This is a genomic window from Sporosarcina sp. P25, assembly GCF_002743235.1.
GTDB classification, from domain to species: Bacteria; Bacillota; Bacilli; order Bacillales_A; family Planococcaceae; genus Sporosarcina; species Sporosarcina ureae_B.
Window position 1 is genome coordinate 244877 of record NZ_PDYV01000003.1, and the last position, 14644, is coordinate 259520.

16 protein-coding genes are annotated in these 14644 nt (G+C 41.1%); all 16 read right to left on the bottom strand.

The genetic code is table 11. From position 1 onward, the window contains the following. Positions 1-87: 87 nt before the first annotated feature. Entirely contained in the window at positions 88-978 is an 891-nt protein-coding gene (gene dapA / locus CSV70_RS04590; RefSeq protein ID WP_232319168.1) for a 4-hydroxy-tetrahydrodipicolinate synthase, read from the bottom strand. A gap of 46 nt (positions 979-1024) precedes the next feature. Beyond that, on the bottom strand, positions 1025-2050 hold the full coding sequence (gene asd, locus CSV70_RS04595; protein WP_085133279.1) for an aspartate-semialdehyde dehydrogenase: 1026 nt from the start codon (positions 2048-2050) through the stop codon (positions 1025-1027). Between the two features lie 117 nt (positions 2051-2167). Further along, positions 2168-2758 carry a dipicolinate synthase subunit B gene (locus tag CSV70_RS04600; protein ID WP_029053157.1) on the bottom strand — a complete coding sequence of 197 codons (591 nt, stop codon included), beginning with the start codon at positions 2756-2758 and terminating at the stop codon, positions 2168-2170. After that, on the bottom strand, positions 2731-3537 hold the full coding sequence (locus CSV70_RS04605; RefSeq protein WP_099628109.1) for a dipicolinate synthase subunit A: 807 nt from the start codon (positions 3535-3537) through the stop codon (positions 2731-2733). The genes CSV70_RS04600 and CSV70_RS04605 overlap by 28 nt, the downstream gene beginning before the upstream one ends. Next, positions 3530-3808: a YlmC/YmxH family sporulation protein gene (locus tag CSV70_RS04610; RefSeq protein ID WP_099626383.1), complete on the bottom strand. Its 279-nt coding sequence runs from the start codon at positions 3806-3808 to the stop codon at positions 3530-3532. The genes CSV70_RS04605 and CSV70_RS04610 overlap by 8 nt, the downstream gene beginning before the upstream one ends. A 58-nt stretch (positions 3809-3866) precedes the next feature. Then, positions 3867-5126, bottom strand: coding sequence for a M16 family metallopeptidase (locus tag CSV70_RS04615; RefSeq protein ID WP_085133276.1), 1260 nt, complete (start codon positions 5124-5126; stop codon positions 3867-3869). An 89-nt stretch (positions 5127-5215) separates the two neighbouring features. After that, on the bottom strand, positions 5216-7354 hold the full coding sequence (gene pnp / locus CSV70_RS04620) for a polyribonucleotide nucleotidyltransferase (protein WP_099628108.1): 2139 nt from the start codon (positions 7352-7354) through the stop codon (positions 5216-5218). A 139-nt stretch (positions 7355-7493) separates the two neighbouring features. Beyond that, positions 7494-7763 (bottom strand): 30S ribosomal protein S15, encoded by a 270-nt coding sequence (gene rpsO, locus CSV70_RS04625; protein ID WP_029053162.1) that lies wholly within the window; start codon positions 7761-7763, stop codon positions 7494-7496. A gap of 131 nt (positions 7764-7894) precedes the next feature. Next, on the bottom strand, positions 7895-8833 hold the full coding sequence (locus CSV70_RS04630) for a bifunctional riboflavin kinase/FAD synthetase (RefSeq protein WP_099628107.1): 939 nt from the start codon (positions 8831-8833) through the stop codon (positions 7895-7897). A gap of 12 nt (positions 8834-8845) precedes the next feature. Beyond that, positions 8846-9757 carry a tRNA pseudouridine(55) synthase TruB gene (gene truB / locus CSV70_RS04635; RefSeq protein ID WP_085133273.1) on the bottom strand — a complete coding sequence of 304 codons (912 nt, stop codon included), beginning with the start codon at positions 9755-9757 and terminating at the stop codon, positions 8846-8848. A gap of 97 nt (positions 9758-9854) precedes the next feature. Continuing rightward, a complete protein-coding gene (rbfA, locus tag CSV70_RS04640) occupies positions 9855-10205 on the bottom strand; it encodes a 30S ribosome-binding factor RbfA (RefSeq protein WP_085133272.1) in 351 nt (116 codons plus the stop codon). Positions 10206-10227: 22 nt separating this feature from the next. Further along, the gene (locus CSV70_RS04645; RefSeq protein ID WP_085133271.1) at positions 10228-10506 is read right to left on the bottom strand and encodes a DUF503 domain-containing protein; all 279 of its coding nucleotides are present in this window, start codon (positions 10504-10506) and stop codon (positions 10228-10230) included. Beyond that, positions 10503-12791, bottom strand: coding sequence for a translation initiation factor IF-2 (gene infB, locus CSV70_RS04650; protein WP_085133270.1), 2289 nt, complete (start codon positions 12789-12791; stop codon positions 10503-10505). The genes CSV70_RS04645 and infB overlap by 4 nt, the downstream gene beginning before the upstream one ends. Beyond that, positions 12769-13119: a YlxQ family RNA-binding protein gene (locus CSV70_RS04655; protein WP_099628106.1), complete on the bottom strand. Its 351-nt coding sequence runs from the start codon at positions 13117-13119 to the stop codon at positions 12769-12771. Before CSV70_RS04655 ends, infB begins: the two co-directional genes overlap by 23 nt. After that, positions 13116-13394 carry an RNase P modulator RnpM gene (rnpM, locus tag CSV70_RS04660; protein WP_085133690.1) on the bottom strand — a complete coding sequence of 93 codons (279 nt, stop codon included), beginning with the start codon at positions 13392-13394 and terminating at the stop codon, positions 13116-13118. The genes CSV70_RS04655 and rnpM overlap by 4 nt, the downstream gene beginning before the upstream one ends. Positions 13395-13415: 21 nt before the next feature. Next, on the bottom strand, positions 13416-14609 hold the full coding sequence (gene nusA / locus CSV70_RS04665; protein ID WP_085133268.1) for a transcription termination factor NusA: 1194 nt from the start codon (positions 14607-14609) through the stop codon (positions 13416-13418). Positions 14610-14644: the final 35 nt, after the last annotated feature.

Sequence of the window (14644 nt, forward strand, 5' to 3'; positions counted from 1 at the left end):
GCCCACAACGACTAAACTCCATTATACGAGATAGTAGGCGTTCAGTACAAACAAAAAAAGCCGGAATGGTCGTCCGGCTTTTGTTTATTACAGAATCCGTGTTCTTTTTTCAAATTTTTCAAGCGTTTCATCAATTATCGCAGCTTCTTTTTCATCCATTTTCACAAGTGGTAAACGAACGCCACCTGTTGGTACCCCTGCTTTTTCTAGCGCATATTTCACGGGCACAGGATTCGGTGTCGAGAACAATGCTCTAAATACCGGTAATAATGAACGGTGAAGATCAGCAGCTTCTTTTATGTTGCCATTTTGGAAAGCTTGAATCATTTTTTGCATTTCATTGCCTACGATGTGCGCAGAAACTGAAATAATGCCTCTACCGCCAATTGCAAGCAATGGCAGAGTCAATCCATCATCTCCACTGTACACTTCAAAATCTTCCGCTGTTCCTTCAATGATTTCTGCCATCTGCTCCAAATTTCCACTCGCTTCTTTAATCGCTTTAATATTATCAATTTTCGATAATGCAATAACGGTTTCAGGAAGCAAGTTGACAATGGAACGACTCGGAATATTATATAGCAATACAGGCAATGTTGTGGCGTTAGCAATTTTTGAAAAGTGTGCATACATACCTTTTTGGTCTGGCTTATTATAGTAAGGTGTCACAAGCATGATTCCGTCAGCCCCTGATTGCTCAGCAGCCTTAGTCAGCTCTATGGATTCAGCGGTATTGTTTGTCCCTGTGCCTGCAATCACAGGAATACGCTTATTCACAACCTTTACTACAAAGTCCAGTAATTCCTTCTTCTCCGTACTAGTTAACGTTGGGGATTCACCCGTCGTACCGCTGACGATGACAGAATCTGTCCCATTTGCGATCAAATGCTCAAGCAAGCTTGTTGTCTGGGCGTAATCAATCGTACCGTCAGGAGAAAAAGGAGTGACCATTGCTGTCCCTACATTTCCAAGTTGCACATTGATCATTCCTTTTCGTTATCATTCTTCATTCTACTAAACTAATTTATTTGATAAGCGCCTCGGCGATTTGCACTGAATTCAATGCAGCACCTTTTAATAAGTTATCCGATACAATCCAGAGGTGGAATCCTTTTGGGTTATCTAAATCTTTACGGATCCTTCCTACAAACACTTCATCTTTATCTTCTGCATAAAGTGGCATAGGATAGAGTTGTGAAGCCGGATCATCCTGCAAGACAATTCCTTCCGCATTTCTCATCAATGACTGGATATCTTTAACTGTGACGTTGTCTTGGTCAATTTCAATGTAGACCGATTCTGAATGTCCAGATACAACTGGTAATCTGACACATGTCGCAGCTACCGCCATGTTTTGATCGCCGAATATTTTCTTTGTTTCATTGATCATTTTCAGTTCTTCCAATGTATAGCCCGACTCATCAAATGAATCAATTTGTGGAATCGCATTGAATGCGATCGGATAATGACGTTTTGCAGAAGCGGAAGGTAATACTTCTGCTTGTATTTCACTACGATCCGTGAATTTCTTGCTTTGTTCCGCTAATTCATCAATCGCTTCCACACCGGCACCTGAAACTGCCTGATAAGTAGATACGATTAGCTTGCTCAGTCCATATTGGTCTTTAATCGGCTTAAGCGCTGCTACCATCTGAATAGTAGAACAATTTGGATTCGCAATGATTCCTGAATGGTTTTTCAACTCTTGTGGATTCACTTCTGGAACGACAAGTGGTGTATTAGGATCCATGCGGAATGCACTTGTGTTATCAATTACAACCGCTCCGCTTTTCACTGCATCGTGTGCAAACTTCTCGGAAATACTCCCACCTGCACTAAAGAATGCAATGTCGATACCTTCAAAAGCTTCCGGAGTCGTTTCTTGTACAATGTACGTTTTTCCACCCGCTATGATTTCATTGCCCGCGGAACGTTTGGATGCAAGTAACTTAATGGAAGTGGCAGGGAAATTACGCTCTACTAACTTCTCAAGTATTTTCGTACCTACCGCTCCGGTCGCGCCGACAATTGCAACAGTAACATTCTTCATCTATATCTTCCTTTCAATTATTAACAAGCAATCATGAGGACCGATTGTAAAGTCCTCGTCTCGTTAATTGTTATTGAACGAATTATAACATATGTTGCAGAATTTAAAAATCTATTTTCATGCATTATTATGAATTATTAGTAACGGCTGTAATTGTTTACTATCTATCGCAGATGCAACAGTAGCGGGTAATAATGAGAAATCAGAAATTAAGGAGTTCGGTTTTTTTATGCAATCATCTTGACCAAATGGAATAAAAAAGACGTGTTTCATATTCAATAACTTCATGAGATTCATTCCGTTAAGTCCTAGTGCGTCATTTGTAGAAATACCAAGTACAACCGGTTTACCATTACGCAATGTTGCTTTAGCCGCCATTAAAACAGGTGAATCAGTGGCTGCATTAGCGAACCTACTCATGGAATTACCTGTAAGCGGTGAAATTACCATGCAATCAAGCGGATTGGATGGACCGAATGGTTCCGCTTCAACAATACTTGCCACTACTTTCTCGCCTGTCGCTTCTTCTATTCGTTTAATCCACTCTTCACCTGTACCAAAACGTGTTGCAGCATGAAGAACTGAATGTGTAATAATTGGAACGACAATCGCTCCTTCTTTTTGCAACGAAGCGATCATAGGAAGCAATTGGTCGTATGTGCAATGTGAAGCAGTGATGCCTAATCCGATTCGTTTTCCTTTGAGCATTTAGTTCCCCTTTCGTCTATACTTATTCTCAAAATCGCGTCAACCAATACAGCTGCCGCATCCTCAGGAAAATGCTTCCCGGGCAATTTGAGGTGTATCGTATAGTATTCAGTGGAATTGGAATGCTTTAGGCACCCAGGTGTTGAAGAGACATCAAAAACATGAACAGTACCACTTTGATTGGGATCGAGCCATGGAGCCGGAATAGTGTTTACTAAGTAGCCATGTGTGAATATTGTAGTGTCATTGAGCGGTAGTGTGTTAAATCCAAATATCTCCGCTTCTGCTAATTGCTCATCAGCACGTGCAACTATTGTGACAGTAGCTTGCAGTTGATGCAATGTATGAGCAATCGCTTTTCCTACTCTGCCAAATCCTGCAATGTAAAAATGCTTACCCGCAATCTGGCGTTTTGTATGCTCATAAAAGACATGAACGAACGCTTCTGCAGTTAATTGTGCATTTCTCCAAATGAATTGCTCATTTTCTAAATAATTCGTATGCGTAATACCTTTCTCAACAAGCTGTTGTCTCCATTCCGCTGAAGTACTACCGGAATAAACAGAAGAGCCTACTTTCAAATAGTCTGCAGGTATGCTTTGTTCCATCATCAATAAAGGAAGCAGAAGATGATCAGGCTTTGTACTAATCAGAGTTTGCTTTAATTGTTCATTAAACGTATCAGTACATATATATTCACTGTCAATTCCTGATTTTACCAATAGTTCATTCGCTATTCGCAAACGTTGATCGGTGCCTACCACAAGCCATTTAGTCATACCCTTCCACTTCCTTTCTGTTCAGCTCATGTGTTTTGCCAAACAAGATCCGATCTTCGCCAACCAGCACAATTTCATGCCATGGAATATATTCAATGATATCCTGGTCTTTTTGCCTAAAAAGAGTTTTCCCTAACTTTTTCCTTATTTCAAATCCAATGATTGTTCCTGTTTTGCGGTCGAACAACAAATCTGTTTCCGCCAAAAAACCATACCTCATACCTTCTTCTACTTGAATCAGCTCTTTTTGTGCCAGTTCTGATAATCGCATGGAAGTCCTCCCCTATATAAGATCTCTTTCATCATATGTATGGGAGATGGGAAGTCGACTAGTTCTGTAGTTTTTTTAATTGCTGAATATTTGATTTGGGCGCAATAATTGATGTTGCACGATCACTTGTTAAAATTTGCTCACCTAGGCGATAGACACTTCGTTTTTCAACGTTTTCAATTTGTCCTACTACTTCATCGATTGTCTGATGTTTGCCAAGCACTAATTCATTGCGACCATTTCTATACATACGTGATTCAGAGCCTTCCAAACCGAGCACAAAACTGCCTTTAAGTTGCTCTTTGGCATTGTGCAATTCTTTATCTGTAAGACCGTCATGAAGCACTTCAGCGATCACTTGGTCGATTGTACGATACGTCTCTTGAAAGTTTTCAGGAGAGGTCCCACAATAAATGACAAAGGAACCTGCATTTTCATACGCAGCATAATACGTGTGGACCGAATACGCTAGACCGCGGTTTTCTCGAACTTCCTGAAACAACCTAGAAGACATCGTTCCGCCGAGAATACTATCGAATAAGCTTAACTCATAAATCCTTTCGTGAGTCGAAGGCAAGGAAGGATAACCAAAGCATACATGGGCTTGTTCAATATCTTTTACTTTGATAATCTGTTGTGCCGTAAAATTCGGTACTCTTTCCTCTATTATCGAAATAGCATCCTGTTTTTCACTTTGATAGCTTCCGAAGTTTGCCTCGATCAACTTGATTAAACGTTCATCATAGTTTCCTGCAATTGAAATGACCAAATTTTCCGGGCGATAGTGTTTCGCCATGAATTCTTCAACCATTTCTTTCGTAAATGACTTGATTGTTTCAATTCGTCCTCCTACAGGCTTGCCAATAGCATCTTCCGGGAACATTCCAGCCCATAATCTTTCATCAACATCTTCATCGGGCATATCTTCGACAGAAGATATTTCATCCAGGATGACAGACTTTTCTTTTTCCATCTCTTCTTCTTTGAATTGAGAATGGAAAAACATATCGGATAAAACTGTCAATGCATAAGAGGCATGATGACTTAACACAGTAGTGTAATAGCAAGTCATTTCTTTAGAAGTAAAGGCATTCAGATCGCCTCCAATCTGATCGAACTGCTCAGCAATCATTCGTGCACTTCGTGTATCTGTTCCCTTAAACAGCATATGTTCAATAAAATGGGCAATTCCCTCTTGCTCTTTTGTTTCATTGGCTGAACCTGCGTGCACCCAGACACCGATCGCTACGGATTGTAAATGTGGCATCTTTTCATGGATAATACGTACACCATTTGAACAATTATATTTTTGAATCATAGATTTCACTCCTTATGTAAAGTACAAAAAGCCTCCTTCGCCGCAACTTGTGCAGGAAGAGGCTTTTTTGACCGATTGATTGTTGATTGTTATTCTTTGTTAGCTTGTTCTTGTTCTTGTTTTTGTTCTTTTTCTTTTTCTTCTAAAATGACTACTTTGCGTGAAAGGTTTACTCGACCTTGTCTGTCGATTTCAATTACTTTTACAAATAGTTCATCTTCTAATTTTAATACATCTTCCACTTCTTTCGTACGTGCTTCCTGAATTTCCGAAATATGAAGCAAGCCATCTTTGCCTGGGAAGATTTCTAAGAATGCACCGAACTTCTCAATACGCTTAACTTTTGCTAAGTAGTATTCGCCTACTTTCGCTTCACGTACGATATTTTCAATCATGTTCTTAGCTTTTTCATTCATTTCAGAGTTTGGTGATGCGATATAAATCGTTCCATCTTGCTCTGTATCGATTTTAACTTGAGTTTCTTCGATAATTTTATTAATTACTTTCCCACCTGGTCCGATCACATCACGAATCTTGTCCGGTTTGATATGGATGACGATAATCTTCGGAGCGTACTCAGATAATTCTTCACGTGTTGAAGAAATTGTCGTCAACATATGATCCAGAATTTTGATACGACCGATTTTTGCTTGCGCAAGAGATTCTTCTAAAATCTGTCGAGATAAACCATCGATTTTGATATCCATTTGAAGAGCAGTAATACCATTATTAGTACCTGCTACTTTAAAGTCCATATCGCCTAAGTGGTCTTCCATTCCTTGAATATCTGACAGAATAGAATAATCTTCATCTTTTTTGATCAATCCCATTGCAATTCCTGCTACAGGTGCTTTTAGGGGTACGCCAGCGTCCATCATAGCCATTGTAGAAGCACAGATCGATGCTTGTGAAGAAGAACCATTAGACTCCAATACTTCAGCAACTAGACGCATTGTGTAAGGGAATTCTACTTCATCTGGAAGCATAGGCAGTAATGCCCGCTCTCCTAATGCACCGTGACCAATTTCACGACGACCCGGACCACGAATCGGACCTGTTTCACCGACACTGAAGTTCGGGAAATTGTAATGATGCATAAAGCGCTTAGACTCATCTGAACCAATGCCATCAATAATCTGATTTTCACCAAGCGCACCTAATGTACATACACTTAGTACTTGCGTTTGTCCACGTGTGAATAATGAAGAACCATGCGTGCGAGGTAAGAGTCCTGTTTCAGATGATAATGGACGAATTTCGTCAAGTCTACGGCCATCCGGACGAACTTTGTCGACTGTAATCAAACGACGTACTTCATCTTTCACCATTTGCTCAAGAACCGCTTTCACTTGCTTAATTGTCACATCGTCAGCTTCAGCTTCTGTGTAATGCTCAAGTACAGCTGCTTTCACTTCGTTGATTGCCTCTTCACGCGCGTGCTTTTCTTCAGTTTGGATGGCTGTCATAAGTTCATTTTCACAACGATCTTTTACTTCTTTACTGATATCCGCATCCAGTTCGAATAATTCAATTTCGAACTTTGGCTTGCCAATTTCAGCTATAATTTTTTCTTGGAATTCGACTAATTTCTTAATTTGATCGTGACCAAACATAATTGCTTCTAACATGATCTCTTCAGAAACTTCTTTAGCTCCTGCTTCTACCATGTTGATTGCATGTTTTGTACCTGCAACGACTAAATCAATTTCTGATGTTTCAAGCTGATCCGGTGTAGGATTGACGATGAATTCTCCATCTATACGACCTACTTGAACGCCTGCGATTGGACCATCAAATGGAATATCCGAGATAGATAAAGCCAAAGAAGACCCGATCATAGCTGAAATCTCAGAGGAACAATCCTGATCCACTGACATAACAAGTGAAATCACTTGTACATCGTTACGGAAGCCATCAGGGAATAAAGGTCTGATTGGACGGTCAATTAACCGGCTAGTCAATACAGCATTTTCTGAAGGGCGCCCTTCACGCTTGATAAATCCTCCTGGGATCTTACCAACCGAGTACATGCGTTCTTCATAATTCACTGTAAGTGGGAAGAAGTCTAGAGGTTTTGGTTTCTTAGAAGCAGTCACCGTGGAAAGTACTGTTGTTTCGCCATAGCGAACGAGCACCGCACCGTTAGCTTGCTTTGCAAGTTGGCCGGCTTCGATTGTAAGCGTACGTCCAGCCCAATCGAGTGTATAAACTTTTTTCTGTTCTGACATTGTAGAACTCCTCTCTATTGTAAAACTGTATACATCTAGTATGTAATTAGTAATAGTGTATCAAACGTGATACATGTATGCGAAATATTTCATCTTAATTCCATAGAAAAAAGCGGGCAAAGCCCGCTTCTCAGTCTTATTAACGGCGTAAGCCTAGTGATGCAATAAGATCACGGTAACGTTGAACGTTAGTTTCACGTAGATATCTCAATAGACGACGACGTGTACCAACCATTTTGTACAAACCACGACGTGAGTGGTGATCTTTCTTGTGAGTACGTAAGTGGCCGTTCAGGTTATTGATCTCTTCAGTAAGGATAGCAATCTGAACATCAGCAGATCCAGTATCATTTTCATGAGTCTTGAACTCGTTGATCAATTCAGCTTTGCGCTCTTGTGTAATAGCCATCCTTTTCACCTCCTAAATAAAAGTATCCCCATCTCCCGAGCAAACGTTGGTGACTCGTGTTGCCAAGAAGAGGTTCGTGTATTGAACACTATTGTATCATATCACGGCATTATGTCAGTTGCAACAACCAACTAGTCGGTTAATAAGTCCTTAGCTGTTTGCTTGTCTTTTCCGATTTGTGTTTTTAATGCATCAAGTGAATCGAATTTTTGTTCAGACCGTATATGGTATAACCATTCAATTGCCATTTTTTGTCCGTAAAGATCCATATTGACGTCTAGCAGATGAACCTCTGCAGTAGGAATTCGGTGTTCTGGATCATGAAATGTTGGCTTTACACCCATATTGCAGACGCCCCGGTACCATGTATCTCCTATTAGGCATCGCACGGCATACACACCACTAGCGGGAACTACATGTTCTTTAGCAGTTTGGATATTAGCTGTCGGAAAACCTAACTGACGGCCTCGTTTTTCTCCATGTATCACTTCACCCAATGTACGGAATGGACGACCGAGAAGCCCTGCTGCTGTTTCTACATCACCAGTAGATAGCAGTTGGCGAATTTCCGTCGAAGACACCTTGTTCTCTTGATCGAAAGTCACTTTAGAAATGACTGTTGTGCCAAAATCACCTTCCGATAGCTCTTGCATATCTTTCATCGTTCCAGAACCTTTTGAACCAAACGTAAAATCGAAGCCAGCAGTAACATGTTTGACACCGAGCCCTTTGATAAAGATGTCGATGAATCTTTGTGGTGAAAGACTAGCTAGTTCCCAATCAAAACTGACAATGAATAGCGTATCCACACCAAGAGATTCAAGTACTCTGACTTTTTCTTCAATCGGTGTAATATATCCAACGTTTTTCCCTGAAAACAACTGTGAGGGGTGGGGGTCGAATGTCATGACGGCTGTCTCGATCGATAAATCATCTGCAACTTTTTTTGCATTGCGAATGACTTCTTGATGTCCTCTATGTACACCATCAAAAAATCCAATAGCTAATGAAAAAGCAAGTTGTTGTGGAATATTTATCGAATCCGGATATCGTAATCTATAGATTTTCATTTCTATCTCTCCTTACTCACTAGCTAGTAGCATTTTTTCCGGTTTCATTAAACCCGGCTTTGTTGGATGATTTTGATAGATGGCCAACACACGACCTTCGAACATCATCATGATGGAAGGGTGATCTGTTAGTAGTGATACTGCGGGAAGCACTTGACCATTTCGTATAGATTCCAACGATGCCTCTTCGATTTCAAATTGCGGAAAATCAGTCAATACATCTTCGATTGGACGCAAAATCGTCTGCACTTGATCTAGCTCCATCATTTGTGCTACTTCTGCGAGAGTTTTACAATGTGATTCATCAAAATTTCCTGAAACAGTTCGGACTAACGAATCCATATGCGCTGGGTATCCAAGAAGTTCACCAATTTGCACAGCTAACGTCCGAATATAAGTTCCTTTACCACATCGTATTCTAATGGAAAATGTCACTTCTTCACCAGTGAATAGTTGATCTTCATTCAATAGATCAATTTGATAGATCTGTACTTTGCGAACTGGCCGTTCTACTTCAATGCCTTTTCGCGCATATTCATACAGCCGTCTGCCGTTTACTTTTACCGCTGAATACATGGGTGGAATTTGAGTGATTTCCCCTGTTAATTGCTCTAACGCCTCTTCAATTTGGTCCCTTGTTAATTCCTTGTATGTCAAATCACTTGTTACGGTCTCACCTTGCGCGTCTTCGGTTTCCGTAGAGCGACCTATAGAAACGGTCGCGATGTACTCCTTACCCGCATCTGTAATATATGAAGCGACTTTTGTGGCTCTTCCTATACAGATAGGCAAGACACCTTCCACTTCAGGATCTAACGTGCCTGTATGCCCCACCTTTTTCGTCCGTAATATCTTTCGAAGCTTAAAGACACAATCATGCGACGTCATACCTTTCTCTTTCCACAAAGGTAGAATACCGTTCATCTTACCCCTTCTTCCTAAATTCATTCAGAAAAACTTGCTCTATGTAAGAAGAGAGGAAGTCATACCGCCTAAGCGATTATGAACTTCCTCCTTTTGTTTATTGTTCGTTTTCGTCATTTACTTTGCGAATCAAGCTTTCAATCCGGTTACCGTAAGCGACTGATTCATCAATTTCGAATTCAAGTTCAGGTGTTTTGCGTAGGCGGATTCTTTGACCAATTTCTGATCGAATGAAACCTTTTGCTTTGGAAAGCCCAAGTAACGAATCTTCCTTTTCTTTATCCGTCCCTAGAACAGAAATAAAGATTTTCGCTTGTTGTAAATCTCCAGTTACATCAACACCAGTCACCGTCACAAATCCGATACGTGGATCCTTAAGTTTTTGGCCGATAATATCGCCCAATTCTTTCTTCATTTGCTCAGCTATACGATTAGCACGCACTGACATGGCAATTCACCTCGTTCTTTGCTCATAAGTAGTCTACTGTACACGCAGTCATTTCCCAATTAGGATTGGATTCAAACAGACGAATCGCTCGTCTCACTTCTCGTTCCGCAGCATCTTTGGAAGATGCCACGGCAACTAAAGCGAATGTAGTACGTTGCCATAAATCCTGATGATCAATTTCTGCAACAGATACATTATAGGAGTTTTTCACTCGATCCCTCATCTGATTCAAAACGGCTCGCTTGTCTTTTAAAGAAGCCGCTGCTGGGATGTAGAAAGAACATTCCGCGTAAACAATCATGCTCTTTTAATTTCTTCCATAACGTACGCTTCGATGATATCTCCTTCTTTGACATCATTGAATTTTTTAATTGTAATACCACATTCATAGCCTTTTGCAACTTCTTTTGCATCATCTTTGAAACGCTTCAATGTATCTAATTCGCCTTCAAAGACTACAATGTTATCGCGCAAAACACGAACGCCAGCGTCTCTTGTGATTTTACCATCGATTACATAGCTTCCTGCAATCGTTCCGATCTTAGATACTTTAAACGTTTCACGAACTTCTGCCTGACCTATTACTTTCTCTTCATACTCAGGATCCAGTAGGCCTGTCATAGCTGATTCGATTTCTTCAATTACTTTATAAATAACACGATGCAGACGAATGTCTACGCCTTCTGCTTCTGCGGCACGTTTTGCATTGGTATCTGGACGGACGTTAAATCCAATAACGATTGCGTTAGATGCAGCTGCCAAAGAAATATCGGACTCATTGATTGCCCCTGCACCCGTGTGGATAATTTTGACGTTAACGCCTTCTACTTCAATTTTCATAAGAGAAGAAGCCATTGCCTCGACCGCACCTTGTACGTCTGCTTTAACAATTAAGTTCAATTCTTTCATTTCGCCTTGTTTCATTTGATCAAACAAGTTATCAAGTGTTACACGTGTTTTCTCCACACGCTGTTCTTGAAGTGCTTCTCCAGCACGTGTTTCACCGATTTGACGAGCAGTTTTTTCATCTTTAAATACGACGAAACGATCTCCTGCAAATGGAACATCGCTCAATCCAGTTATTTCTACTGGAGTGGAAGGACCTGCTTCTTTTACACGACGACCAAGGTCACTGACCATGGCCCGAACGCGACCATACGTATTTCCAACAACGATTGGATCTCCTACATGCAATGTACCATTTTGTACAAGCAATGTAGCAACAGAGCCTTTTCCTTTATCGAGCTGCGCTTCAATTACAGTACCTCTAGCTCTAATGGAAGTATCAGCAGTAAATTCGCCCACTTCTGCAACTAATAGAACCATTTCTAGTAACTGATCAATTCCTTCACCTTTTAGTGCGGAAATTGGTACGAAAATCGTATCGCCGCCCCAATCTTCTGCCACTAAACCGTGTTCAGTCAATTCCTGCATTACACGATCAGGATTTGCAGATGGTTTATCCATTTTGTTAACAGCTACAATGATTGGAACTTCTGCCGCTTTCGCATGGTTAATTGCTTCAATTGTTTGTGGCATAACACCATCATCCGCTGCTACAACTAGGATTGTTAAGTCAGTAACTTTCGCACCACGTGCTCTCATCGTTGTAAAAGCTTCGTGACCTGGTGTATCTAGGAAAGTGATTTTCTTACCGTTAGCTGTAATTTGGTACGCTCCAATATGCTGAGTGATTCCACCCGCTTCACCTTGTGTTACTTTGGTGTTACGAATTGAGTCAAGCAATGTTGTTTTACCATGGTCAACGTGACCCATAATCGTGACAACTGGCGGTCTTTCCGTTAGTTCACCTGGTACTTCTTCTTCCTCTTCAGGATCTTCGAAGTAGATCTCCAAGTCTGTTACATCTATACGGATCTCTTCTTCAACTTCAACTTCGTATTCCGCACAAATTAGCTCGATTGCATCTTTATCTAATTCTTGGTTAATGGTTGCCATTACACCAAGCATGAACAACTTTTTGATGATCTCAGAAGGTTCTTTACCTAATTTTTTGGCCAACTCACCCACAGATAACGACTCATAAAAAGTAATTTTATCTGGTAGCGGCACTTCAACCTTTTGTGCAGGTACTGCCGGACGGTATCTACGACGTCCTTGGTTAATACCGCGTGCTGGTGGTCTACCACCGCGACCGCCGCCTGGACGTCCACCGCCGCCAGCTGGACGTGGTGAACCTGCACCTTGTCCTTGACGTGGTGGCTGAGTGCTTCCCGCTTTCGGAGCTGATGTAGATTGTCCTTGAGGACGTGTTGAAGCTGGACGATTCGATCCGCCTTGGCTACCAGCAGGACGGTTAGTCCCTTGTGTTGTAGCTGGTTTATTTGTATTGCTTGGACGATCCGTTCTTTGGCCTGCTGGTTTGCTCGCTGGCTTAACTGTAGTAGTTTTCACTTCAGGCTTTTTCAAATCACCGAACTTTTCATCTAATTTTGCAATTGAAACTGGATCTAGTTCTTCCATATGGCTCTTAATCACAATATCACTCTTAAGTAATTCTGCAGCAAGATCTCTACTTGTTTTTCCTATTGATCTGGCATATTCATGTACTTTCATTTTCGTCATTAGCCCACCCCCGATTAAATTCATTGAGAAGCTCGGATAACTTTTTTGCGAATCCTTTATCTGTTAGTGCCAAGACGACTCGAGCTTCTTTTCCAATTGCATGCCCAAGTTCTTCACGACTTCCAAATACATACTTCTCAACGTTATACGTATTACATTTATTCGTTAATTTTTTCATTGTGTTCTTTGATGCATCACCTGATAGGATGACCAGTTGCGCTTCACCTGAACGAACCGCCTGCACGACTAAATCTTCACCCGTTGCAATTTTACGTGCACGAGCCGCCATGCCAAGCAATTGATAAATTTTTGAAGGATCTTTTGTCATTTAATTGCCTCTCGACGAATTGCATGCAAAAGGTCTTCGTAGACTTCATCTGGTACTTTGACATTCAATTGATGTTCAATCGAGTGTTGTTTACGTGCTTTTTCTACGGCATCCTCCGTTTTGGAAACGTATGTACCGCGGCCTGACTTCTTTCCTGTCAAATCTACGGATACTTCGCCTTCTTTCGTACGGACAATTCGAATCATTTCTTTTTTAGGTAACATGTCACCAGTCGCTGCACATTTACGCAAAGGGATTTTCCGATTGTTCGACATCAGCATGCAATCCTTTCCAAATCAATCTTCTTTGTCTTCATCTGCGTATAAATCAAAATCTTCAGCTGATTCAGCTGGTGTTTCATCTTCATACTCGTAAGCTTCCAAGAACTCATCTGCACTAGCATCTGGCTCTTCTATTAGAACAGCTAGAGATTCTTCACGGGGATAGATCCCTAATTCTCTGGCATCCGTTTCACTTTTGATATCAATTTTCCAGCCTGTTAATTTAGCAGCCAATCTTGCATTCTGGCCTCTTTTCCCGATTGCCAATGAGAGTTGATAATCTGGCACAACAACAGTAGTGGAACGTTCTTCTTCGTTTACTTGTACATCAATTACTTTTGAAGGGCTCAACGCATTTGCAACGAAGATTACCGGGTCTTCAGACCATTCTACGATATCTACCTTTTCGCCATTCAATTCATTTGAAATAGTTTGTACACGCGCACCTCTTGAACCGACACAAGAGCCTACAGGATCCACTTCTTCGTTTGTTGTGTAAACAGAAATTTTCGATCGATCGCCCGCTTCACGTGCAATCGATTTGATTTCTACTGTACCATCGTATATTTCAGGTACTTCCAGTTCAAATAAGCGCCGTAATAGTCCTGGATGAGTTCTAGAAACAAACACTTGCGGTCCGCGTGCTGTTCTTTCAACTTTGGTAATATATACTTTGATGCGATCGTGTGGTGCATATGATTCTGTTTGAATTTGTTCGCTTGACGGCAAAACCGCTTCCACTTTTCCTAATCCAACGAATAAGTTTTTCGGATCCATACGCTCTACGATTCCGTTGACGATATCTTCTTCGCGATCGATATACTCTTCATAGATCAAACCGCGTTCAGCTTCACGTACACGCTGCGTTACAACTTGCTTAGCAGTTTGAGCAGCAATTCGTCCAAAGTCACGCGGTGTGACTTCTTCTTCAACGACATCGGTTAGTTCATATACTGGATTGATGAGTTGTGCATCTTCCAATGAAATTTGTAACCGCTCGTCTTCCACTTCTTCAACTACGTCTTTACGTGAATAGACAGCCATTGTGCCTTTATTTAAATTCAAATCCACACGCACGTTTTGTGCTTGGTTAAAATTTCGTTTGTACGCTGTTACAAGCGCCGCTTCAATTGCATCGACTATTACGTCTCTTGAAATACCTTTTTGCTGTTCAAGAGCTGTCAGTGCGTCGAGTAGCTCACTACTCATGTTCATCACTCCTACATTCCAATTATTGTTGCATT

Excerpts from the sequence above, each read along its gene's own strand:
- CSV70_RS04630 (WP_099628107.1), bottom strand. The coding sequence starts at position 8,833 with ATGAAAATCTATAGATTACGATATCCGGATTCGATAAATATTCCACAA.
- CSV70_RS04610 (WP_099626383.1), bottom strand. The coding sequence starts at position 3,808 with ATGCGATTATCAGAACTGGCACAAAAAGAGCTGATTCAAGTAGAAGAA.
- CSV70_RS04600 (WP_029053157.1), bottom strand. The coding sequence starts at position 2,758 with ATGCTCAAAGGAAAACGAATCGGATTAGGCATCACTGCTTCACATTGC.
- rnpM (WP_085133690.1), bottom strand. The coding sequence starts at position 13,394 with ATGTCGAACAATCGGAAAATCCCTTTGCGTAAATGTGCAGCGACTGGT.
- truB (WP_085133273.1), bottom strand. The coding sequence starts at position 9,757 with ATGAACGGTATTCTACCTTTGTGGAAAGAGAAAGGTATGACGTCGCAT.
- CSV70_RS04655 (WP_099628106.1), bottom strand. The coding sequence starts at position 13,119 with ATGACAAAAGATCCTTCAAAAATTTATCAATTGCTTGGCATGGCGGCT.
- rpsO (WP_029053162.1), bottom strand. The coding sequence starts at position 7,763 with ATGGCTATTACACAAGAGCGCAAAGCTGAATTGATCAACGAGTTCAAG.
- CSV70_RS04615 (WP_085133276.1), bottom strand. The coding sequence starts at position 5,126 with ATGATTCAAAAATATAATTGTTCAAATGGTGTACGTATTATCCATGAA.
- CSV70_RS04605 (WP_099628109.1), bottom strand. The coding sequence starts at position 3,537 with ATGACTAAATGGCTTGTGGTAGGCACCGATCAACGTTTGCGAATAGCG.
- nusA (WP_085133268.1), bottom strand. The coding sequence starts at position 14,609 with ATGAGTAGTGAGCTACTCGACGCACTGACAGCTCTTGAACAGCAAAAA.
- CSV70_RS04645 (WP_085133271.1), bottom strand. The coding sequence starts at position 10,506 with ATGATTGTTTACGCGGAATGTTCTTTCTACATCCCAGCAGCGGCTTCT.
- asd (WP_085133279.1), bottom strand. The coding sequence starts at position 2,050 with ATGAAGAATGTTACTGTTGCAATTGTCGGCGCGACCGGAGCGGTAGGT.
- rbfA (WP_085133272.1), bottom strand. The coding sequence starts at position 10,205 with ATGTCAGTGCGTGCTAATCGTATAGCTGAGCAAATGAAGAAAGAATTG.
- infB (WP_085133270.1), bottom strand. The coding sequence starts at position 12,791 with ATGACGAAAATGAAAGTACATGAATATGCCAGATCAATAGGAAAAACA.
- pnp (WP_099628108.1), bottom strand. The coding sequence starts at position 7,354 with ATGTCAGAACAGAAAAAAGTTTATACACTCGATTGGGCTGGACGTACG.